This window comes from Mesorhizobium sp. AA23, from assembly GCF_001672435.1.
In the GTDB taxonomy this organism is placed as follows: Bacteria; Pseudomonadota; Alphaproteobacteria; order Rhizobiales; family Rhizobiaceae; genus Mesorhizobium.
The window spans coordinates 148987-171436 of record NZ_LYTP01000031.1 but is presented as its reverse complement, the minus strand read 5'-3'; the positions used below and the strand labels follow the sequence as shown (position 1 = coordinate 171436).

20 protein-coding genes and 1 pseudogene are annotated in these 22450 nt (G+C 64.7%); 8 read left to right on the top strand and 13 right to left on the bottom strand.

Translation table 11 applies throughout. The features are described from left to right. The first annotated feature begins 32 nt into the window (after positions 1-32). The gene (locus tag A9K66_RS26410) at positions 33-1478 is read left to right on the top strand and encodes a PLP-dependent aminotransferase family protein (RefSeq protein ID WP_067329459.1); all 1446 of its coding nucleotides are present in this window, start codon (positions 33-35) and stop codon (positions 1476-1478) included. Here A9K66_RS26410 and A9K66_RS26405 read toward each other — a convergent pair. The 3 genes from A9K66_RS26405 to A9K66_RS26395 all read right to left on the bottom strand — a co-directional run bounded on the left by A9K66_RS26405 (position 1475) and on the right by A9K66_RS26395 (position 3952). Beyond that, positions 1475-1972: a MaoC family dehydratase gene (locus A9K66_RS26405; RefSeq protein ID WP_066999871.1), complete on the bottom strand. Its 498-nt coding sequence runs from the start codon at positions 1970-1972 to the stop codon at positions 1475-1477. The genes A9K66_RS26410 and A9K66_RS26405 overlap by 4 nt on opposite strands. A gap of 188 nt (positions 1973-2160) precedes the next feature. Further along, entirely contained in the window at positions 2161-2589 is a 429-nt protein-coding gene (gene phaP, locus A9K66_RS26400; RefSeq protein ID WP_066999869.1) for a TIGR01841 family phasin, read from the bottom strand. A 67-nt stretch (positions 2590-2656) separates the two neighbouring features. Beyond that, positions 2657-3952 carry a DUF445 domain-containing protein gene (locus tag A9K66_RS26395; RefSeq protein ID WP_067329456.1) on the bottom strand — a complete coding sequence of 432 codons (1296 nt, stop codon included), beginning with the start codon at positions 3950-3952 and terminating at the stop codon, positions 2657-2659. Positions 3953-4147: 195 nt separating this feature from the next. On the opposite strand from A9K66_RS26395, the gene rirA reads away from it, so the two are divergent. Further along, a complete protein-coding gene (rirA, locus tag A9K66_RS26390) occupies positions 4148-4609 on the top strand; it encodes an iron-responsive transcriptional regulator RirA (protein ID WP_066999863.1) in 462 nt (153 codons plus the stop codon). On the opposite strand, the gene A9K66_RS26385 is transcribed toward rirA, so the two are convergent. From A9K66_RS26385 to hemP, 5 genes are read right to left on the bottom strand one after another with little or no spacing between them, the layout of a single operon-like run. Beyond that, complete coding sequence (locus A9K66_RS26385; protein ID WP_067329454.1) at positions 4606-5394, bottom strand: heme ABC transporter ATP-binding protein; 789 nt, start codon at positions 5392-5394, stop codon at positions 4606-4608. The genes rirA and A9K66_RS26385 overlap by 4 nt on opposite strands. A gap of 7 nt (positions 5395-5401) precedes the next feature. Next, positions 5402-6502: an iron ABC transporter permease gene (locus A9K66_RS26380; protein WP_067329451.1), complete on the bottom strand. Its 1101-nt coding sequence runs from the start codon at positions 6500-6502 to the stop codon at positions 5402-5404. 6 nt (positions 6503-6508) lie between these two features. Then, positions 6509-7402 carry a hemin ABC transporter substrate-binding protein gene (locus tag A9K66_RS26375; RefSeq protein ID WP_067329448.1) on the bottom strand — a complete coding sequence of 298 codons (894 nt, stop codon included), beginning with the start codon at positions 7400-7402 and terminating at the stop codon, positions 6509-6511. A gap of 11 nt (positions 7403-7413) precedes the next feature. Then, positions 7414-8475 (bottom strand): hemin-degrading factor, encoded by a 1062-nt coding sequence (locus A9K66_RS26370; RefSeq protein ID WP_067329637.1) that lies wholly within the window; start codon positions 8473-8475, stop codon positions 7414-7416. A gap of 50 nt (positions 8476-8525) precedes the next feature. Further along, positions 8526-8732, bottom strand: coding sequence for a hemin uptake protein HemP (hemP, locus tag A9K66_RS26365; protein WP_066999851.1), 207 nt, complete (start codon positions 8730-8732; stop codon positions 8526-8528). Positions 8733-8935: 203 nt separating this feature from the next. On the opposite strand from hemP, the gene A9K66_RS26360 reads away from it, so the two are divergent. The 4 genes and pseudogenes from A9K66_RS26360 to A9K66_RS29900 form a co-directional block, all read left to right on the top strand. Continuing rightward, the gene (locus tag A9K66_RS26360) at positions 8936-11125 is read left to right on the top strand and encodes a TonB-dependent hemoglobin/transferrin/lactoferrin family receptor (protein WP_067329445.1); all 2190 of its coding nucleotides are present in this window, start codon (positions 8936-8938) and stop codon (positions 11123-11125) included. A 5-nt stretch (positions 11126-11130) separates the two neighbouring features. Beyond that, the gene (locus A9K66_RS26355; protein WP_067329442.1) at positions 11131-11568 is read left to right on the top strand and encodes a hypothetical protein; all 438 of its coding nucleotides are present in this window, start codon (positions 11131-11133) and stop codon (positions 11566-11568) included. A gap of 216 nt (positions 11569-11784) precedes the next feature. Further along, on the top strand, positions 11785-12645 hold the full coding sequence (locus A9K66_RS26350) for a TonB family protein (protein ID WP_245307693.1): 861 nt from the start codon (positions 11785-11787) through the stop codon (positions 12643-12645). A 9-nt stretch (positions 12646-12654) separates the two neighbouring features. Further along, positions 12655-12777: pseudogene (locus A9K66_RS29900) on the top strand (antibiotic biosynthesis monooxygenase); the annotation flags it as partial. A 33-nt stretch (positions 12778-12810) separates the two neighbouring features. On the opposite strand, the gene putA reads toward A9K66_RS29900, so the two are convergent. Then, complete coding sequence (putA, locus tag A9K66_RS26345; protein WP_067329435.1) at positions 12811-16419, bottom strand: bifunctional proline dehydrogenase/L-glutamate gamma-semialdehyde dehydrogenase PutA; 3609 nt, start codon at positions 16417-16419, stop codon at positions 12811-12813. A 165-nt stretch (positions 16420-16584) separates the two neighbouring features. Between putA and A9K66_RS26340 the strand changes: the two genes are divergently transcribed. Further along, on the top strand, positions 16585-17037 hold the full coding sequence (locus A9K66_RS26340) for an Lrp/AsnC ligand binding domain-containing protein (RefSeq protein WP_067329432.1): 453 nt from the start codon (positions 16585-16587) through the stop codon (positions 17035-17037). A gap of 59 nt (positions 17038-17096) precedes the next feature. Here A9K66_RS26340 and A9K66_RS26335 read toward each other — a convergent pair whose 3' ends face one another. Further along, on the bottom strand, positions 17097-18305 hold the full coding sequence (locus tag A9K66_RS26335) for a cytochrome c peroxidase (RefSeq protein ID WP_067329428.1): 1209 nt from the start codon (positions 18303-18305) through the stop codon (positions 17097-17099). A 7-nt stretch (positions 18306-18312) separates the two neighbouring features. Next, positions 18313-18756, bottom strand: a complete 444-nt coding sequence (locus A9K66_RS26330; RefSeq protein ID WP_067329635.1) for a FixH family protein — start codon at positions 18754-18756, stop codon at positions 18313-18315. A gap of 154 nt (positions 18757-18910) precedes the next feature. Here A9K66_RS26330 and A9K66_RS26325 point away from each other — a divergent pair, with 154 nt between their 5' ends. Continuing rightward, positions 18911-19831: a sugar kinase gene (locus tag A9K66_RS26325; RefSeq protein WP_067329424.1), complete on the top strand. Its 921-nt coding sequence runs from the start codon at positions 18911-18913 to the stop codon at positions 19829-19831. Here the strand turns inward: A9K66_RS26325 and A9K66_RS26320 are convergent. Continuing rightward, positions 19828-20850: an aldose epimerase family protein gene (locus A9K66_RS26320; RefSeq protein WP_067329421.1), complete on the bottom strand. Its 1023-nt coding sequence runs from the start codon at positions 20848-20850 to the stop codon at positions 19828-19830. The genes A9K66_RS26325 and A9K66_RS26320 overlap by 4 nt on opposite strands. A 95-nt stretch (positions 20851-20945) precedes the next feature. Beyond that, positions 20946-22403: an NAD-dependent succinate-semialdehyde dehydrogenase gene (locus A9K66_RS26315; RefSeq protein ID WP_066999819.1), complete on the bottom strand. Its 1458-nt coding sequence runs from the start codon at positions 22401-22403 to the stop codon at positions 20946-20948. Between the last annotated feature and the right edge of the window lie 47 nt (positions 22404-22450).

The window sequence follows — 22450 nt, the reverse complement described above, 5'->3', positions numbered from 1 at the left end:
GTAAAACTGTATTGGTCGACAGGGAAGTACAGATGGACACGCCCGACCCGAAAGCCACGAATGCCGGAACGCTCGTCGAAGCCGTCATGTCGGCAATCCGGCAGCGGATCGCCGCGCGCATCCTGACGCCGGGCGCGCGCTTGCCTTCGATCCGCGCCTTCGCCGGCACGATGCAGGTGTCGAAGTCTACCGTGGTCGAGGCCTATGAGCGGCTTGCGGCGGAAGGCACGATCCGCTCGCGGCCGGGCTCCGGCTTCTTTGCTGCCGGCCCGCTTGCGCCGCTGTCGCTGGCCGAGATCGGCCCGCGGCTCGACCGCGCCGTCGACCCGCTCTGGGTCTCGCGGCAAGCGCTGGAGGCAGGCGACGATATGCTGAAACCGGGCTGCGGCTGGCTGCCGGCTTCCTGGATGCCTCAGGCCGCGTTGCGGCAAGCACTGCGCGGCGCCGCCCGAGCCGACGATGCGACGCTTGCCGACTACGGCACGCCGCTCGGCCTGCCGGCACTGCGGCAGCTGCTTGCCCGCCGCCTGTCGGCGCACGGCGTCGAGGCTTCGCCGGACCAGATCATGCTCACCGAGTCCGGGACGCAGGCGATCGACCTGCTGTGCCGCTTGCTCCTCGAGCCGGGCGATGCGGTGCTGGTCGACGATCCCTGCTATTTCAACTTCCATGCGCTGCTGCGCGCGCATCGCGCCAAAGTGGTCGGTGTCGCGATGACACCCTCGGGGCCCGATATCGACCTCTTCGCGCAAGCGCTCGCCGAGCACCGGCCGCGCCTCTACATCACCAATTCCGCGCTTCACAACCCAACCGGCGCGGTGCTCTCGCCGGTTATAGCGCACCGGCTGCTCAAGCTTGCCGATCAATCGGATCTCGCCATCGTCGAGGATGACATCTTCGCCGATTTCGAGCACGCGCCGGCGCCGCGGCTGGCGGCCTTCGATGGCCTCGGCCGCGTCGTCCAGATCGGTTCCTTCTCCAAGACGCTGTCGGCTTCGGTGCGATGCGGCTTCATCGCCGCGCCCCGCGACTGGATGGAACGGCTGATTGACCTCAAGATCGCCACGACTTTCGGCGGCGGGAGGCTCTCCTCGGAACTGGTGCTGACTCTGCTGAAGGACGGCAGCTACCGCAAGCATGTCGAGCAGTTGCGCACCCGCCTGTCGCGCGCAATGGCCGAAACAGCCGGCAGGCTGAAAGCAATGGACGTTATGCCCTGGATCGATCAGGGGGCCGGCATGTTCCTGTGGTGCCGCCTGCCCGACGCCATCGACGCCGCCGATGTCGCCCGCCATGCGCTGGCGGATAATGTCGTGCTGGCGCCCGGCAACGCCTTCAGCCTGTCGCACTCCGCCGGCCGCTTCATGCGTTTCAACGTCGCCCAATGCGCCGATAAGCGCAACTTCAGAGTGCTTGAAAGGGCAATGGCCGCGTCCCGCCGCAAAGGCGCGTCGCAGCCCGGCAGCGGCAGAGCTTAGGCGCCTGCCCGCTTGCGGCGCTCATACATCATCACCAGCGTCTCGGCAGTCAGCGCCGGCTTCTGCTCGCCCTCGATCTCGACGGTGTTCGCGGCCTTCATCAGATATTGGCCGGGGCCGCGGTCTTCCATGGTGAGCAGCGTCGTGCGCAGCCGGATACGTGCGCCGGACTTCACCGGCGCCAGGAAGCGCACTTTGTCGAAGCCATAGTTGAAGGCGGCTTGCGTGTTTTCCGGCACGATGCCCATCTCCAGCGCCAGCGCGCCGATGATCGACAGCGTCAGATAGCCATGCGCGATCGTAGTGCGGAACGGGCTCTGCCGCTTCGCGCGCTCCGGATCGACATGTATCCACTGGTGGTCGCCCGTGCATTGGGCGAACTGGTCGATGCGCTGCTGGTCGACCGTCGTCCAGTCCGACACGCCGATCTCCTGGCCGGCCATTGTCCGCAACTGTTCGAAGGTCGGCGGCGTCCTCGGCCGATTTTCCGTCATTCCTGCTTTCCTGCTGGCTTCTGCCAATCTCCCGACCATGAACCGGCGGCTCCTGTCAATTCGCGGCGCCTCGATTTCACCCTCAGACTTGACGGTTTTACGGCAAGCCGCGAACGCGCAGCCGCACGCGCCGATTGCTCAGCCGCCTGAACCCGATCCGGAAAACCCGAATAGGCGCCCTGGATTGCTCACTTCCCGTCGTAGCCGGCCCGGATTTCCGCCATCGCGTCCTTGATCCTGTCGCGCAGGATTTCGACCGATTCGGTGCCGGATTTCCGAACCAGGTCGGCGACCTCGCCGGCATTCTTCAGCGTTGTCTCGAAGGATTTCCTGGCGAAATCCACCTGCTTCGTCATCAACTCCTGCGGATTGCCCGGAGGCTGGTAGTTGCGTGCCATCCGGGTAATTTCGCCGAGCGCCTCCTGCACCATTTCGTGCTGTCTCGACAGAATGGATGACGCGCCGGCGGCGCTTGCCCGGGCCGACTTCTCCAGAGCCTCGAGATTCCTGCGGTGGTGATCGAGGATCGCCTGGATGTCGACCTTCGGCAGCTTCAAGTCGCGGCCGAACCTGCTGAAGATGTCCAGAAAAGAGTCGGATTCCGGTTGTCTTGCCATGTCGTCGCCTCCCGATCTGCCGCTCTTACAGCGCCCACTAGGGAGAATAGTGCGCGCCCGGTCCGCGTCAATTGAGGAGAAGCAGCCGCTCCGCCGTATAGAGTGCCAAGCCGGCCAGACCGCCGATTACCATGCCGTTGAAGCGGATATACTGCAGGTCCTTGCCGATATTGATCTCGATCAGCCGCGTCAGCTGGGCCAGATCCCAGCGCTTGACCTGATCGGCGATGAATTTCGACACGCCGCTCTTCTGGCTTTCGACGAAGGAGGCGAGCGCCACAACAAAACCCTGGTTCATGTCGGCCCTGATCTGGGCATCGTCGGCCAAATGCCGGCCGACCTCGACGAACAGGTTGGCGAGGTGCTCGCGGATCGTCGAATTGGCCGCGTTGGCGTCCTGCTCGATGAACAAGCGCAGGCTTGCCCAAGTCTCGCCGGCGAGAGCCCTGACTTCCGGACGGCCCAGGAAATCGCGCTTCAGCCTTTCGGCGCGTCTTGCATATTGCTTCGAGGTCCTGAGCCGCTCGACGAAGCCAAGTACGAAACGGTCGAACTCGGCGCGCGCCGGATGATCGGGATCGGCCCGCACCTCCTCCAGCAGCAACCCGGCGGAAGCGACAATCTTCTTGAGCAGATAGGCGTCGGCGCGAAACAGGTTGAACAGCGACGGCAGTTCCTCACGGATCTTTTCGCGCATCGTCGCCAGCGCCTTCTCGTCGTTCAGGAAGCGCCCGACCACCCTGGTGAACTCGTCGAACAGTTTCTGGTGGCGCCGGTCGTCGGTGAGCGCCGACAACAGCTCCGCGGCTAAAGGCGCTAGCGGCACTTTTTCGATCTGCTCCAGCAAGCGGCTGGTGACGAAGTCGCGCAGCCCGGACTGCTCCACGGCGGTCAGCGTCTGCGGCACCAGGCGGGCGACGAATCGCGACAGGTCGGCGGCGCGTTCGGCGTCGGCCAGCCAGTCGGCGACGAGGGCGGCAAAGTCGACCTCGGCGAGCTTTTCCCGCACGGGCTCCGGCGCAAGGAAATTGGCCTCGATGAACCGGCCGAGATTGTCGGCGATGCGGTGCTGGTTCTCAGGAATGATGGCCGTGTGCGGGATCGGCAGGCCGAGCGGGCGCCTGAACAACGCCACGACCGCATACCAGTCGGCCAGCCCGCCAATGATCGCCGCCTCGGCGAACGCGGCAACAAAGCCGAGCCACGGATGGGTGATCTCTAAAGACTTGGCGAGCGCGAAGACAAGGATGCACAGGCCAAGCGCTGCGGCGGCGACGAACTTGGTCCGCCGCAATGCCGAGAGCTTTGCCTGCGCATCGGCGTCGAATCGAACCGGCGCGAGGGCCTGAGCTGATTGTGACATGGAAAGGCCTTCCCTATTGCACCCGGACTTATCTAGGGCCTGCGCCGGGGAAACGCTCGCTCAAAGCGCATTGCGGCGCGATGCGGCGGACACGCACAAAAAGTTGATAAGTTTATTCAGCTATGTAGCGGTCCAGTCTGGAATTGTTCCAAACTATGGGCCATATTCGGCCCAAGCTCATTTCGCGAGGATACCATGCGGCTCACGCGCCAGACGAACTATGCGATGCGCATACTGATGTATTGCGCCGCGAACAGCGACCGCCTGAGCCGCATCCCCGAGATCGCCACCGCCTATTCGGTTTCGGAGCTGTTTTTGTTCAAGATCCTGCAGCCGCTGGTCGAGGCCGGCCTGGTCGAGACGGTGCGCGGCCGCAATGGCGGCGTCAGGCTCGGCCGCCCGGCGGAGCAGATCAGCCTGTTCGACGTCGTGCGCGTCACCGAAGAGAGCTTCGCCATGGCCGAGTGCTTCGAGAACGACGCCGCCGAATGCCCGCTGGTCGACAGCTGCGCCTTGAATTCGGCACTGCGCGAAGCGCTCAATGCCTTCTTCGCCGTGCTCTCCCGCTACACGATCGCCGACCTCGTCGCCGCGCGCCCGAATGTGCGCCACCTGCTTGGCATCGATCTCCTGGAGCAGCGCGCCCCGGCTGCCTAAGCTGCCGATTGCGGCAACACGAACGGAACGCTTCCAGCAGGCAGTGCGCCGACCTTGAGCCGGCAGTCGAACACCTTTTCGATCAGCTCGTCATTGAGCACCTCTTGAGGTGAGCCGGCGGCAGCCAGTTGGCCACGAGAGAGCACGAAAATCCGGTCGGCATACATGGCCGTCAGATTGAGGTCGTGCAGGATCGCCACCACGCCGCCGCCGCGCCGCGCGAAATCGCCCGCAATATTCATGATGATCAGTTGGTGCTTGACGTCGAGGCTGGAGACAGGCTCGTCGAGGAAAAGGTAGCGCGGCCTGCCCTCGAGAACCGGCGCCCAGACCTGGCAAAGTACACGGGCAAGCTGGACGCGCTGCTGCTCGCCGCCTGAAAGCTCCTGGTAGAAGCGGCCGGCAAAGCCGTCGAGATCGACACGCGCCAGCGCCCGCTCGGGCAAGCGCGCATCCTCGCCGGGCAGCACCCCGGAACGCCCGCCGATCAGGCCGAGACGAACGATCTCTAGCACCGTGAAGGGAAAGGACAGCGTGGTGGACTGCGGCAGCACGGCGCGATGCGTCGCTGCCTCCACCGGCTTCATGGAAACCAGGTCTCGGCCATTGAGGATGACAGTGCCGGTATAGGAGAGCTCGCCCGTCAGCGCCTTGAGCAGCGTCGTCTTGCCCGAGCCATTGGGCCCGACGATTGCCGTTACCTCGCCCGGCCGCGCCGTGAAATCGACATGCGACACGATGCGCCTGGAGCCGATCGCTACGGAGATGTCCCGGGCTTCGATCATCGGCTGCTCACAGATCAATGACGCCGCGCTTGCGCAGCAGGATCCACAGGAAGAACGGCGCGCCGGCCACTGCCGTGACGATGCCGATCGGCAGTTCGGCGGGCGCGACGACGGTACGGGCGACCGCGTCGGCAAGCAGAAGCAGCGAGGCGCCGAGCAAGGCCGAGGCCGGCAGTAGGTAGCGGTTATCCGGACCGATCGCGAGGCGCAACAGATGCGGCACGACGATGCCGATGAAGCCGATGCCTCCGCTGACGGCGACCGACGCACCGACCGCCGCCGACACGCCGACGATGGCCGTATATTTCAGCCGCTGGACCGGAATGCCGAGATGGCCGGCGGTCGCCTCGCCGAGCGCCAGCGCATCGAGGCCGCGCGACAGGAACGGCATCGTCGCCAATGCCAGCAAGATCACCGGCCCGACAGTGCCGATTTTCGGCCAAGTGGCGCCGCCAAGCGAGCCGAGTTGCCAGAAGGTGAGGTCGCGCAATTGGCTGTCGTCGGCCACGAAGACCAGTATGCCGGTGAGCGCCATGGCAAGGGCGGCGATCGCCAGGCCGGCGAGCAGCATCGTGGCGACTGACGTCCGGCCGTGGCGCGTCGCAATGGCATAGAGCAGCAGCGTCACCGCCAGGCCGCCGAGGAAGGCTGCCAGCGGCAGGGCGAGCGTGCCAAGGGCGAGCGTGACAGGCGCAAGCCAGGTTGTGCCGAGCACGATGATTGCCACCGCGCCAAGGCTCGAGCCGGCCGAGACGCCGATCAGGCCGGGATCGGCGAGCGGGTTGCGGAACAGTCCTTGCATCACCGCGCCGGAGACGGCGAGCGCGGCGCCGATCAGCACGCCGAGCAGCACGCGCGGCATGCGGATGTCATAGACGATCAGCCGGTGGCGCGCGGCGAGCGCCGTATCGGCCGGCACGCCTCCGGTCAGCCAGTCGCGGATGACGCGAACGGCGGACGCGTCCGAAGCGCCCGAGGTCAGCGACAGGAATATGGACAGCGCAAGCGCGACAGACAAAAGCAGGATGACGATCCTTGCCCGCGCCGAGCGGTCGCCATCGGATGCCCTCACCCTGCCCGCCGGCCCCGCAATCGACTGTTCAGCCATCACCGCTCAGTCCGTGACCTGATTGCCGTAAAGCGAGACGGCGAGGTCGTGGATGGCCGCGGCCGTGCGCGGCCCGAAGCCCAGCAGGTAGCCGCCATCCATGCTGATCAGCTTGCGGGCAGCTCCCGCGGGCGTCGAAGCGATCGATGGATTGGCGAACAGCTCATCTTCCGAGATCGGTGGACCGGCGTTTTTCATGGTCAGGAGCACATCCGGCCTTGCGGTGACGATCGCCTCGTCGGACAGCTGCTTGTAGCCCGAAAAACCCTCGACCGCGTTGACGGCGCCGGCAAGCCTGATGATGCCGTCGCCGGCCGTATCGCTGCCCGCGGCCAGGATCTTGCCGCCCTGCATCGACAGCACGAACAGCACGCGCTTGCGCTCCTTGATCGCGGCCGTCTGCTTTTCGGCCGACTTCAGCTTCGCGTCCGTCTCCGCAGCGAGCTGCTCCGCCTTAGCCTCGACCCCCAGCGCCCTCCCGACGGTGCGGATCTTTTCGAGGATGCCTTCATGGCTGTAGCGCTCTGGCACCTCGATAAAGGGCACGCTCGATTTCTTCAACACGTCGACGGTTTCCTTCGGGCCGCTGCCATGCAGGGCTAGAATCCCCGATGGATTGACCGACAGAACGCCCTCCGGCGACAGCGCGCGCATATAGCCAACATCAGGCAATTTCTGCGCGGCTTGCGGGAAAGAGCTGGTCGAATCACGGGCGACGAGATGACCTTCCTCGCCGAGCGCATAGACGATCTCGGTGATCGAGCCGCCGATGGAGGCAATCCGCGAGGTGTCGGAGAAGACGGCCCTACCTTCATCGGCTCCGGCAGGCAGAGCGGCGGCGGCAAGCAGAACGCCGATCAGCGGCGCAAGCGTAGAGCGGAAACGGTGAACGACACGCATCGAGTCTCGCCTCATGCAGCGGTCGGGCTGGGGATACGGGGCAGGTTCTCGGCCAGGAAGCGCCAGTCTTCGCGCTCGCCCTCGCCTTCATGGCGCTTGCCGAAGAACTGGATGATCATGCCCCCCTTCGCGTCATAAGCCTCGAGCGACGTGACATGGCCATCCTTGGTCGGTTTGCGCACCGCCCAGACTTCATGGATGTGATCGGTCCTCAGATGCAGGTGGAAGGTCTCGTCGAGCACGTTGATCCACGGTCCCATCGGCTTGACCGACGTGATCGGGCCGGAGTGGATCTGGATGCAGCCGCGGTTGCCGACGAAGCACATGATCGGCATCTCGCCTTCCGCCGCGTGGTGGAACATGGCGCTGACGGCATCATTGTCGAGCAGCCATGCATAGTCCTGGCCCACCATGCGCACCGCCTCACGGCGGCTGAGCTTCAGCGTCTTCAGCATGCCGAAGAACTGATGCACGTCGGTCATCCGGCTCCAGCGGTCGCGGAGGTCGTCGATGCTGGCTACCGAGGCTTGCACCTCCACTTCGTCCTCCGGCGCGCTTGAGGCGATTGCGATCGTCGGCTCCTGGTTCGACGATTCAAGGCTCGCCATCAGCTTCTGGTAAGCATAGAGGTTCGAGGCTGCCCGCAGATGCACCTTGTGAACGGCCTCGCCGGCCGCATCGAAGAACTGCAGGCTGCGGCGGATCTCGCCCCCGTCGCGTTTCTCGACGGCAAAGCCATGTGCCCACACTTTCGGGAAGATGCGCAGGTCGATGTTCTCGCCGAGCACCATGGCGTTGTGATTGCCAGTGACGACCTTGTCGTAGACGCCGATCTTTTCGTGCACGGCGCTTTCGTTGCGGGTCAGCGCCATCACTTCGCCGACCGCTTCGAGGCCGCTCAGCAAGTCATTGACGCGCGGCTCGACGCGCACGGCGCCATGGCCGCAATGTGCCGCGACCAGCTCTGCTTCCGAAATGCCGAGTTGGGCCGCCAAATCGCGCTCGCGCATCTTCGGATTGTCTTCCCGCGAACCCCGGATCTCGTCCGGCGACGGCTTCACGCGTTGGTCCATATCGTCCACCTGCCCACTTTTTGTCTGCCCTGTTCGTCTGCCGATCGTGCTTACTTGTTGAGGATCAGCTTGCCCTGGCGGGTGATCTTCAGACGGTAGAGAGCACCATGATGTTCGATGCCGATCTCATGCTCGCCCTGGAACAGCGCGTTGCTGGAGAGCGTGCGCACTGACATCGCCACGCGGTCAAAACGCGCGGGCACGTCGTCGGAGCGGCGGCCGCGGTAGCGAAAGTCGCTTGGATTATGGCTGTTCATCTCATTCGGTCCCTTTTTCCTGTGCCGGCCACCGGGCCGGTCGCCTCGTCAAATGCCGATTAAATTCTTGACTCGATTTCTCATGTTTAATAGTCGTGCATTACCGGACTAAATGAGTCAACATTTAAGACGCCGGACGCGATCAAAAATGCGAGCGAGCCCCGCGCCAGCCAGCATCGAGCCTGAGAATCTGGAGTTGGGGCATGGGGTTGGTGAATTGGGGACGGCCGACAGATCGGCCGATGGCGAAGGAAATGGCGGCCTTGCTGGCTGGCGCGGCGGCAATCGCGCTCTGTATGCCGGCGGCCAAAGCGCAACAGGCCACCCAGCCGGCGGCTGACCAGCAGAGCGACCAGACAAAGAAGACTGACCAGAAAAGTGCAGGCGACTCGACGCTGCTCGACAAGATCCTCGTCATTAGCCGCACCGGCGAGACGGCGATCCAGTCGCTGGCCTCGGCCAGCCATGTCGACAAGGAACAGCTTGAGCGCCGCATGGCGACGACGCCGAACGAGATGCTGCTTGGCGTGCCGGGAGTTGCAGTGCAGGCCGACGCGCGACGCGTCAGCTCCAGCATCAACATCCGCGGCCTGCAGGATTTCGGCCGCGTGGCGGTGATCGTCGACGGCGCCAGGCAGGATTTCCAGCGCTCCGACCACGGCACGCAGTCGACCTTCTATGTCGATCCCGAGCTCATCAAATCCGTCGACGTGATCCGCGGCCCGGTCGCCAACACCTATGGCTCCGGCGCCATCGGCGGAGTGGTGTTCTTCGAAACGAAGGACGCCGGAGATTTCCTCAAGCCGGAGGAAAGCTGGGCGGCTTCCGCCACCGGTCGCTATGAAACGAATGGCAAGGGCTGGACCACCAGCGCTAGCGGCGCCTATCGCTTCAACGAGAACTGGGACGTTTTGGGTAACATCGTCTACCGCGACTACGGCGACTACAAGAACGGTGGCGGCGACACCGTTGCCGGCACCGGCTTCGACGTGCTGAGCGGCCTGCTCAAGACCACCATTCGCCCGACCGAGAACAGCGAGTTGAAGCTCGGCTGGGTCGGCGCGAAGGACGGGTGGACGGAGACCAGTGGCGGCGTTCCGGCCAACGATGTCGACCTGAAATCGAATACCTTCACCGCCCGCTACAACATCACCGACGATGCCAAAAGCTGGCTCGATCTCCACATCAAAGCCTCTTACAACAAGACGCTTCTCGATCTGACGACGCTCGTCCCGCAGAACCGTTTCGATCCGACGACCGGCCTGCCCGTGGTGCTGCCCGCCGGGTCGCTCTCGACTTTCGATGTCGGGACGACCGGCATCGACATATGGAACACGTCGCGATTCGAGACCGCCGGCATTGCGCATGAGTTGACTTACGGCGGTGACTGGGTCGGCGACGACGTTGAAACCGGGGGCACAGCCGGCGGCGACAGCTTCTACACGCCGTCAGGTAAGCGCAACGTGTCCGGCGCCTATGTCCAGGACAAGCTGACCTGGGAATGGCTGGAGGTCATCACCGGCCTGCGCTACGACAATTACAGCCTGAAGGACTCCGAGCACGAGACATCGGGCGACCGGCTGTCGCCGCGCATCACCGTCGGCGTATCGCCCTTCGAAAGCGCTGACCTCGCCGGCCTGCAGTTTTACGGCACCTATGCGGAAGGCTACCGCTCACCCTCGCTGACGGAGACGCTGATCAGCGGTAACCATCCGGCCGGCGTCACCTTCCCCTTCCTGCCCAATCCAAATCTCAAGCCTGAGACCGGCAAGACCGTCGAGTTCGGCGTCAACTACAAGCAGAACGATATTTTCGAAGGCGGCGACGCTCTGCGGCTCAAGGCCGCCTATTTCAACAACAATGTCGAAGACTATATCGACGGCGTCACGCTGTCGGCCTTCGACCCGACCAGCGGCTGCCCGTTCGGCCCCGGCATCCCGATCTGCTTCCAGTACCAGAACTTCGCCAAGGCCAAGATCAACGGTTTCGAACTGGAAAGCGTCTATGACGCCGGCTGGGGCTATGCGGGCTTCTCGGCCTCGATCATCAACGGCCACACTATTTCGTATGAAGGCGAGCGGGCCGACCTTGCCACTATTCCCTCCTCGCAGGTGACGGCGCAGCTCGGCCTTCGCTTCCTCGAGGACAGGCTCACCGTCGGCGGTGAAGTGCAATATAACGGCAAGCCCAAGGGCAATCCGGTGGCCAAGGACTATACGCTGGTCAATGCCTTTGCCAGTTACCAGGCGACCGACAACCTCAAGCTCGACGTCCGCGCCGACAATCTGTTCGATGTCAAATACACCAATCCGCTCAACGCAAGCACGACTGCCGTCCTCTACGAACCGGGCATCACGCTGAAGCTTGCGGCAACCATGCGCTTTGGAGGCTGAGAACCATGAACTTGACGACATCGCTCCGTCTCTTGACCTCGGCGCTGGCGATGTCGCTCGGCCCGGTGCCGGCGCGCGGCCAGTCTGCGCCAGCGCCGGCCCTTAATCTCGAACTCAACGCCGTGCAGCCTTCGGACAAGGGCTGCCGGCTGACCTTCGTCGTCAACAACGCGCTCGGCGCCGACCTGTCGAAGTCCGCTTTCGAAATCGCGCTGTTCAATGAGTCCGGCGTTGTCGACCGCCTCACCGTGCTCGATTTCAAGGACCTGCCGGTCGGCAAGACGAAAGTCACGCGCTTCGATCTCGCGGGCGCCGACTGCGGCAAGCTCGGCCGCGTGCTGATCAACAGCGCGACGGAATGCGCTGGAACCGGCGTCGAGCCGACGGCCTGCATGCGCGACCTGAAGACCTCGACTAAAACCGCCATCGCCTTCGGCGTATAGAGGTGGGGATTGCATCCGGCCCGCCAGGAGACGCCATGGCGTGGGCCATGGGCGGCAACCGATCTTGATCTGACAATTTCTTATCGCGTACAGCAGGTCTCGGCGCGAGACATGCAGGACATCAATCACTCCTCCGATGCAGGCAGCGAACCGGCGATCACGCCGGCCGAGCCGCTCATGCAGCCGCGGCACTCGGCCGGGCATCGCAAATGGCCGGTGGCGATCATCGCTTCCGGCCTGCTCCATGGCGCTGCGGCGGCCGCGTTCCTGTTCGCGCCTGCCGGGATATTCGACTCCATGGACGCGATTCGGGCCGAGGGCACAGATCAGTCCGGCGCCAACGTCACCGGCAGCGCCCTGGACGACCAGTCGTCCGGCGCCGTGGATGTCACCTTGGTGCCCGATCCGCAGCCGGTGAAACGCCAGGCCGCGCAGCCCGCACCGCCGGTCGAAGCGCAGGAACCAGCAAGCGAACCCTCGACGCCTCAGCTTCCGCCGCAAGCCGTCAAGGAAGCCGCTTCCGCGCCGGATATCGTGGCGGCCACCAGCCCACGCCAGGATGACCAGACTGTCCCCGACGACAGCAAACCTACGCCCGCGACCGAACTGCAAAGCGCTGAAGCGCCACTTGCCGAGCCTCAACAGCCACCGGTCCCCAGTGCGACATCGAGCGCCCCAGCCCCATCGGCAGCGGCAGACCAGACCAATGCAACCGGCGGCACGGCGGATGGCGATACACGCGACGCGCCTGTTGCCGCCAGCAAGGGCAAGAAACAGGCCGCTGCCGGCAATGCCCTGGAATCCCACTACAGCGGTGAAATCCAGAAGAAACTTGCGCGCGCCAACCGTCGCGTTTCGAAATCGATCCAGGCCAAGGCTCGCAACAACGCCAGGGTGGTTTTCGTCGTCGCGGCCGACGGCAGCGTCAGCGACCTGCAGCTCACTGAAAGTTCAGGGTCCGCCGAGCTCGATCAGTTCGCTTTGACGCTGGTGCGCAAGCAAGCCCCGTTCCCTCCCATTCCACCCGAGACCGGCAAATCAAGTTGGGTGTTCAAGGCGCGGATCGGCCCTTTTTAAAGCCTCCGCGATTTCATCGCCTGGACGAAGTCGGAGAACTTCCGCGCCGCCCATCGCAACGCCGGCACCGCCAAGGTGCATTATCTTGGCCACCCCGAGTTCGAAGGGTTTTTGGTCGTCGAGGGCGCCTGACCGCCGCTAACGCGGCGGCCTTCCCGCACCTGATTAGGCTGCCGCGAGCAGGCTGGCATTGCCGCCGGCCGCCGTCGTGTCAACGCAGACCGCGCGCTCATGCGCATAAGCCGCCGGATTAAGCACTTCGCTGACCAGCGGCACGATCGGCCCGGCGCGCTCGGCAACCACCTTGCGCACGATGCGCGCCGCTTCCGGCGTGCCGGAGAAGGCAACGACGTCGACGCGCAGCGAGCGCGCCTCGACCGGGTCCGGCCGACCGTCGATCGCCGCCAGTGGCAGGCCCTTGCCGGTCAGCGCCGACAGCGCCGCCGGCGCGCCTGGCGCCACTGCCAGAACGGCATTGCCGGCGGCTAAAGCCTGGATTGTCTGCGCAAGCAGCGTCTCGGCATCCGGCCCGAGGCAGAGCACCCGTCCGCGCGGCGCCAGCGACAGCGTGTTGGCCTCGCCGGTCGGGCCCGGCAGGTCGACCTGCCCGAAATCGAGGCCCGCTGCGGCGGCGATGGCCGCAGCCCCCTTGCCGCGCAGATGTTTTCTCAGAATCGCCACGCGATCGGGTCGCGTCGACCAACCGCCAAGCGTCGGGTCCGGCAGATTGTCCGCGAGTTCCGTCGCCGTCACCTTGTGGCCGTCGCCGACTTCCGTTCCGGCTTGCGGGCCCTTGCGGAAGCGGCGCAGATAATGTGGCCCGCCGGCCTTCGGCCCGGTGCCGGACAGACCCTCGCCGCCGAAGGGCTGCGAGCCGACGACGGCGCCGATCTGGTTTCGGTTGACATAGATGTTGCCGGCATGGATGCCGTCGACGAAATGCTGGACGCGGCCCTCGATGCGGGTGTGCAGGCCGAAGGTCAGGCCGTAGCCCTTGCGGTTGATGCCGGCAATCACCGCGTCGATGTCGTCGGCGTCGAAGGTGGCGACATGCAGCACCGGACCGAACACTTCGCGCTCCATCTCCTCGATGCCTTTGACCCGAAAGACATGCGGCGCGACGAAGCGGCCGGCAGCCGGCGCTTCGAGCTTGGCGATGAGGCGCCCCTCCAGCCCCTTTTTCTTGCAGTAGTCGCCGATCGAGGCCTGCGCCTCATCGTCGATGACCGGGCCGACATCGGTCGAGATCAGCCACGGATCGCCGACATTGAGGGCTTCCATAGCGCCCTTCAGCATGGCCAGCATCTTCTTCTCGACATCCTTCTGCACGTAGAGCACGCGCAGCGCCGAGCAGCGCTGCCCGGCGCTTTGGAAGGCGGAGGCGAGGATGTCGCGCACCGCCTGCTCGGGAAGCGCCGTGGAATCGACGATCATGGCGTTCAGCCCACCCGTCTCGGCAATCAGCATGGCATCGGGCGCCGCCGTTTCGGCCAGCTGTTTTTCGATCAGCTTGGCGACCTCGGTCGAGCCGGTAAAGCAGACACCTGCGATGCGCGGGTCGGCGGTGAGCGGCGCTCCGACCGACGCACCGTCACCCGGCAGGAGCTGGATGATATCCTCCGGCACGCCGGCCTCGCGCAGCATCTCGACGGCGCGGAAGGCGATCAGCGGCGTCTGCTCGGCGGGCTTCGCGATCACCGAATTGCCGGTGACGAGCGCCGCCGCGATCTGGCCGGTGAAGATGGCCAGCGGGAAATTCCACGGCGAGATGCAGACGATCGCGCCACGGGCTTCAGTGCCCGCTTCGGCATTCGCCGCCTCGGCCGCATAGTAACGCAGGAAATCGACCGCCTCGCGCACTTCGGCGACGCCGTCGGCCAACGGCTTGCCGGCCTCTCGAGTGGCCAAAGCGAAGAACTCGGCGGCATTGGCCTCGTAGAGGTCGGCGGCGCGGTTGAGGATCGCGGCGCGCTCGGCAACCAGGCGTTTTGCCCAGGCCGGCTGCGCCTGCACAGCGATGCGAACGGCCGTCGCGACCTGCCTGGCCGCCGCCTCATGCACGGTGCCGACGACCTCATCGGGCTTGGCCGGGTTGACGATCTGGCGCGGCTTGCCGTAGCCGGCGGCGCGCGTGATCGGCTTGGCATGCCAGCGATCCGCTCCCGCGAATTCCGCCCGTGCCCTGTCGATGGCTGCAAGCGTCACCGCGTCACTGATGTCGAACCCTTTTGAATTGCGCCGGTGGGCGCCGAAGATCGCGGCGGGCCGCGCGATCGCCGGATTGGCGGCGGGGCCTTGTTTCTCTACAGCCTCCAGCGGGTCGCGGGCGATTTCTTCCGGCTCGACCTCCTCGTCAGTCAACTGGTGGACGAAAGAGGAGTTGGCGCCGTTTTCCAAGAGCCGCCGCACCAGATAGGCGAGCAGGTCGGAATGCGCACCGACCGGCGCGTAGATGCGGCAGCGCGTCCTTTCGGCCTTGCGCACCGTCTCGTGCAGCGATTCGCCCATACCGTGCAGACGCTGGAATTCGAAGGAGTCGCGATCCTTCGCCATCGACAGGATGGCAGCCACCGTGTGCGCGTTGTGGCTGGCGAATTGCGGATAGATGCGGTCGGTCATCGACAGCAGTTTTCGCGCGCAGGCCACATACGAGACGTCGGTGTTGGTCTTGCGGGTGAAGACCGGATAGCTGGCAAGCCCAAGCGTCTGTGCCCGCTTGATCTCGGTGTCCCAATAGGCGCCCTTCACCAGCCGCACCATGATCTTGCGGTCGTATTTTTTGGCAAGCGCATAGAGCCAGTCGATGACGAAGGCCGCGCGCGGGCCATAGGCCTGGACGACGACGCCGAAACCATCCCAGCCGGCAAGCTCCGGTTCGGCGAGCACGCGTTCGATGACGTCGAGCGACAAATCGAGCCGGTCGGCCTCTTCGGCATCGATGTTGAGGCCCATGCGCGAATGCCGCGCGGCAAGCGCCAGCGACAACAACCGCTCGGCCATCACCGGCAGCATCTTCTCCTTCTGCGCCACCTCATAGCGTGGATGCAGTGCCGAAAGCTTGACCGAAATGCCGTGGTTGTAGCGAATGTCCGGGCCATTGGACCCCGCGTCGAGCGAGGAAATCGCATCCGCATAGGCGCGGTGATAGCGCAACGCATCAGCCTCGGTGCGGGCCGCCTCACCCAGCATGTCGAAGGAATAGAGATAGCCCTTCTGCGTCATCGGACGGCCGCGCTTGACCGCCTCGGCGATGGTGCGGCCGAGCACGAACTGCTCGCCCATTTCGCGCATCGCCGCCGCCACGGCCTTGCGGATGACCGGCTCGCCGAGCCTGCGCACCATGGCGCGCAGCGTGCCTTCGATGCCGCCCTCGCCTTCATCGAGCACGCGGCCGGTCAGCATCAGCGCCCAGGTCGAGGCGTTGACGAAAATGGAACTCGAGCTGCCCGAATGCGCCGACCAGTCGTGCGGCGCGATCTTGTCGGCGATGAGATCGTCCATCGTCTCGGCATCGGGAACGCGCAGCAGCGCCTCGGCGAGACACATCAGCGCCACGCCTTCCTTGGTCGACAGGCCATAGGCCGAAAGAAAAACCTCCATCAGCCGAGGGTCGGTCGAGCCGCGCACCGCGCGCACCAGATCGGCCGCACGCGCCGAGATCGCCTTGCGCTCTTCCGCCGAAAACCCGGCAGCCGCGGACAGTCGCCTCACCGCCTCGTCTTCGTCGGGCAAATAGTTGGCGCGGATCTGCTGGCGGATGGCATCGAGCGGCATGTCGGATCCATGAGAGCAAGCGTTAGCGAGCAGGTCTGGCGGTCGCCGGACCGATTGGCGCAAGCTAGCACAGCTGGGAGCCCAGGTCGGTCCAAAGAAATCGACGAGACAGTCCATTCGAGCTATCGTATAGGCTTAGCTCCCGCCATTTTGACCGTAAGACCGATGAACGAAGACCAATTGGACCGCATTGACCGCAACATCCTGGCCGCGCTCGGGCGCGACGGCCGGCTTTCAATGTCCGAGCTGGCTTTGAAGGTCGGGCTGTCGAAGACCCCGGTGCAGGCCCGTGTGAAGCGTCTTGAGAAGGAGGGCTACATCAGAGGCTATCGCGCGATTATCGACCGGGAGCGCATGGGCGAAGGACATGTCGCCTTCGTCCAGGTGAAGCTGTCGGATACGCGCTCGGCGGCGCTCGACGCGTTCAACCGCGCGGTGCAGGGCGTGCCGGAGATCGAGCAGTGCCATATGATGGCGTCGAGCTTCGACTATCTCCTGAAGGTCCGCACCACCGATATCGCCGCCTACCGCCGCGTGCTCGGCGAGCGCATTTCGGCCCTTCCCCACGTGGCACAGACTTCCACCTTTGTGGCGATGGAAACGGTGAAGGATCGCTAGCGCAGTTCCAGGAAAAGTGCGCAGCCGTTTTCCGTCCGGAATTGCACAAAATTAAGACTTTACTCCGACAGAGTCTTCAGAAACGCCACCAGAGCGGCGCGCTCGCGATCGGAGAGCTCGAGCGGGTGGATCTCCGAAACGCCTTCAACGCTGGACGCCGCTTTCGAATAATGCGCCACTACCTCGTCGAGGGTCGAGAACTGCCCGGCATGCATGTAGGGCGCACGCGTAGCTGCCCCCCTGAGCGACGGCGTCTTGTAGGCGCGCACGAGTTGCTGCCCGTCCTTCACCATGAAGCGCAATTCGCGGCAGGCGCTTTCATCGCCGTCGCGGAACTTGCCGAAGCAGTTGAACGGGTCCGCCTGCACTTGAGCCACGGCATCGACCCGGCCGCGGTCGGGCGGCAGATCCTTGACCGGCGGCACGCCGGTGTTGTGGAACGAACTGTCGGTGAAGCGCGGCCCGTTATGGCAGGTCACGCAATTGGCCTTGCCGATGAACAGCTTCAGCCCGAGGATCTCTTCCGGCGAGAAGGCAGCATCGCCTTGCGGCTTGGTGCCGGTCGCGAGGTCGATCGCGAAGCGGTCGAAACGCGTCTGCCCAGGTTCGATCGAGCGCTCGAAGGCCGCGATTGCCTTGCCGATATTGGCAAAGACGCGGTTGACGTCTTCGGCCTGCCTGGCGGGCATGGCGTTCCATGCCGCCTTTTCGGCCTCGGTGCCGAGCGGGCTGGCATTGGCCGGCACGGTGGAAAGATCGGGCAGCGGCCCGAAAATGCGCTCATAGCGCTCGCCGAACCGGTCCTTGATGTAATGCGCGAAGGCCGCGCGGTTGCCGGCCTGCTCCAGCGGGTTTTCGAGCGGCGTCAGCGCTTGCGCCCACAAACTGTCGCGACGTCCGTCCCAGAAGAACCAAGGATCGCGCGCCACGCCGGCCAGCGGCATGGTTCGGCGATTGGTGTGGCCGACGCCGACCGCCCGCGGCAGGTCGTCCTGGAACTGACGGTCGATCTTGTGGCAGGTCGAGCAGGACACCGTGCCGTCGCGGCTCATGCCGACATCGAAGAACAGCGTCGATCCGAGCGCCGCAGCGGCCGGCACATCGGCATACTGGTTCGTCATGTCCGCTTTGAGCGCCGGCAGCGTGTTCAACGCCAGCGAGGCGATGGCCTTCTTCTCGGCGTCGCTGAACTCGGGCTCGCCGCAACCGCCAAGCCAAGCGAGCGCAGCCAGAGCGGACAGGTTTGCGAGGCGGAGAAGACGCTTCATCGGCCGCTCACAACACGATGTTGAAGACGACGGAATCGGAACCCGCCGCCGCCGAGATCGCGAAGCGCAATTGCCACCACCCGGTCATGGTGAATTTCACGCCGTCGATGCGGTAGCGTCCCGCCCCCATATAGTCGGTCGCCTGCGGGCTGGTCGGCAGGCCGTGATTGTGCTGCGGCATGCCGCCGGAAACGGTGATCGCGGCCCCCTCCACCGGAGCGCCGGCGGAGGTCTTCAGCGTCAGCAGCCAGGATTGCAGCTCGCCCTGCCGGATGACGCCGCGCTCCGGCTCGAAGCTCGCAACGAACAGGCCGCTCGCCGTCTTTTTCGAACGCGACGTATCGGGGCCCGGTGCCGAATGCGGCGCCGTCAGGTAGACGACAGTCAGAATGCCGACCAGCAGGGCAGCAAGACCGAGACCCGCAAGAATGTAACGCCATATCGATGCCAAACCGGCTCCTTTTCGGCTGATAACGTCACGGGCTGCGCGCAGCATCCCTCCCGCCTGTGGGAAATCGCTTCTGGCGCAAAAATCGGCCTGCGCCAAGCATGGCGCTGCTGGCTGCAAAAAGCTACAGCACCAAAGCTTTAGGAGGACAAGTCATATGGAAGCCAATGGTGTCGCGTCGATCGGCGAATGCATGCTCGAACTGTCGGGCCAGGCAGGACCGAACTGGCGTATGGGCTTTGCCGGCGACACCTTCAATACGCTATGGGCGCTGCATGCGCTCAGCCCCGGCCGGCCCGCGACCTATGTCTCGGCCTTCGGCGACGACCCTTTTTCCCGCGATCAGATCGCGTTCTTAGCCCAGAACGGCATCGGTATCGGCAGCAGCCCGGTCATTGCCGGCGCAAGACCGGGCCTTTACGCCATCACGCTCACTGGAGCCGAGCGCGCCTTCACTTACTGGCGAAGCGATGCTGCCGCGCGCCAGCTTGCCTCCGATGCAGCGGCACTGGCGAAAAGTCTTGAAAACCAGGCGCTTGTCTATTTTTCCGGAATCACTTTGGCAATTCTGGATGATGCCGCGCGCAAAACCCTGCTTTCGGCCGTCGCGACAGCACGCGCGGCGGGTTCGCTGGTCGCCTTTGACCCGAATTACCGTCCCAGGCTGTGGCCGAGCCGTGAAACCGCGCAGGCTGCGATCTTGGAAGCGCTCGCCGTCGCGGATATCGCATTGCCCACTTTTCCGGATGAGCAGATGCTGTTTGGCGATGAGGCGCCGGAAACAACTGCCAGGCGTCTCGGAGGAGTGGTCGGCGAGGTTGTCGTCAAGAACGGCGAGCAGCCGGCATTGATTGCCATGGACGGCGCCTCGGAAACAATCGAGGCAGTGCATGTCGCCTCGCCTGTCGATACAACCGGCGCCGGCGATTCCTTCAACGGCGGCTATCTCGCCGCCCGGCTTGCCGGTCACGCCCCAGTCGACGCGGTTCGGCGCGCGCATCGGGTGGCTGCGGCCGTCGTACAGGTGCGCGGCGCGCTCGCGCCGTTCGAGATTCTAAGAACAGCCTTTGGGATCTAGCTAGGGAGCCGGAACCTGTATTCCGTCACCTGATGGTAGATCTGGCCCGGCCAAAGCGTGGCCTGTGGGAAATAGGGCCGGTTCGGCGCGTCGGGCCAGGTCTGAGCTTCGAGGCAGAAGCCTGAAAAGGCTTTGTAGCCGCGCCCGTCCAGCCCAGGGGAGGACGGCGCGACATACTGGCCGATATAGAGCTGCAGGCCGGGCTCGGTGGTCCAGACTTCCATTTCGACGCCGGAACTGGCGCCCTGCACCCAGGCTGCCTGGTGCAGCGGTCCACGGCTGGAGGCGAGGCAGTAATTCAGATCGTAGGGAAGCTGCTCGCCTTCCGATTCCATGCGCAGCGGCCGCGCCTGGCGGAAGTCATAGGGCGTGCCGTCGACGGGCTTCACCGCGCCGGTCGGGATCATCTCTGCGTCGACGGGCGTATAAGCGCCGGCATTGAGCATCAGCCGGTGGTCGAGAGTGTCGCCCGCGCCCCCGTCGTCGAGATTGAAGTAGGAGTGCTGCGCAAGATTACAGAGCGTCGGCTCCTCGCATGTGGCGGTCAGTTCCATGCTGAGCGTGCCGGGGATCTTCAGCCGATAGGTGCAGGTGACGTCCAGCGCGCCTGGAAAGCCCATCGTGCCGTCGGGATCGTGCAGTGTCAGCGTCACGAAATCGCGCCCGTGCAGCGAGACCGACCATGGCCGGTGGAAATAGCCCTGCGAGCCGCCATGCAGCGTGTGTTTCCCTAGAAAATTGCGCTCGGTCTGGTAGCGCTTGCCGGCGATGGTGAAGCGACCGTCGCGAATGCGGTTGGCGAAGCGGCCGACGACGGCGCCGAAATAGGCGCGGTCGGTCTCATAGGGCTCGAACTGGTCGTAGCCCAACACCAGCGGCGCATCATGGCCGGCGAGCCGCAGATCCTGGATGATCGCGCCAACCCCGATGATGTTGGCCGTGAGACCACCGCCACGGATGGTGAAGCGGCGAACAGCCTCGCCCGCCTGCGTCGTGCCGAAGACCTCGCCGTCCTTCATCGCTGTGCCCGAAAACGTCAGTTCATGATCTGTGGACTACGCCGGCCGTCTCCGGCAAGGGCAGGCCTGATGCCTGCCTCACCAGTCGAGCGGTGTCAGAGGCCGAGGCCGCCGAGGCAGACATATTTGGTGTCGAGATAGTCCTCGATGCCCTGATGTCCGCCTTCCTTGCCGAGGCCCGATTCCTTGACGCCGCCGAACGGCGCCTCGGGCGTGGTGATCAGGCCTTCATTGACGCCGACCATGCCGTATTTCAGCCCTTCCATGACGCGGAAGGCGCGGCCGAGATCGCCGGTGTAGAAATAGCAGGCGAGGCCGAACTCGGTGTCGTTGGCCAATGCGATTGCTTCTTCCTCGGTCTCGAACTTGAACACGGGGGCGACCGGCCCGAAGATCTCTTCCTTCATGAAGCGCATCTTGGGCGTGGCGTCGGCGATGACCGTCGGCTGGAAGAACGAGCCGCCGAGCGCATGGCGATTGCCGCCGGCAACGACCTTGCCGCCCTTCGAGGTGGCATCGGCGATCAGTTCCTCGACCTTCTCGACCGCTTTCTCGTCGATCAGCGGCCCCTGCTGCACGCCTTCTTCCAGGCCGGAGCCGACCTTCAGACTGTTGCTGGCAGCGGCCAGCTTCTCGACGAACTTGTCATAGATACCCGCCTGGACGAGGAAGCGGTTGGTGCAGACGCAGGTCTGGCCGGAATTGCGGTACTTCGCGGTGATGGCGCCGGTGACGGCGCGATCGATGTCGGCATCGTCGAAGACCAGGAACGGAGCATTGCCGCCGAGTTCCATCGACACTTTCTTGACCGTCGTCGACGACTTCTGAATCAGGATCTTGCCGACCTCGGTCGAGCCGGTGAAGGTTATCTTCTTGACCAGCGGGTTGGCGCAGATCTCGTCGCCGATCTCGCCGGCCGAACCGGTCAGGATGTTGATGACGCCCTTGGGGAAGCCGACCTCTTCGGCGAGCGCGCCCCAGGCGAGGCCCGAATAAGGCGTCTGCGAGGCCGGTTTGACCACGGCGGTGCAGCCCGCGGCCAGCGCCGGTCCAAGCTTGCGGGCGAGCATCGAGGACGGGAAGTTCCATGGCGTGATGGCGGCAATGACGCCGACCGGCTCCTTCGTCACCAGGATGCGGCGGTCGCCCCAGGGCGACGGCACGATGTCGCCATAGGTGCGGCGGCCTTCCTCGGCGAACCAGAGGATATAGCTCGCGGCCGAGCCGATCTCGCCCTTGGATTCGAACAGCGACTTGCCCTGCTCGATGGTGAGCAACTCGGCCAGCACGTCCTGATTGTCCATCATTGCGTCGTGCAGCTTGCGCAGAAGCTTCGAGCGCTCGAGCGCGGTGGTCTTGCGCCAGCTCTTGAAGGCTTCATCGGCGGCCTCGATGGCGCGGCGGGTTTCGGCCTTGCCGGCCTTCGGCACAGTGCCGATCTTCAGGCCGGTCGCCGGATTGTTGACGTCGATGGTCTGGCCGCTGTCGGCCTGCACCCATTCGCCGTTGATGAGATTGGCCTGGCGCATGAAATGACTGGTTTTCTGAAGCATGGTCTGGCCTCCGTTTCGGCGCGCTGATCGGCCATTTTTCTGGATAT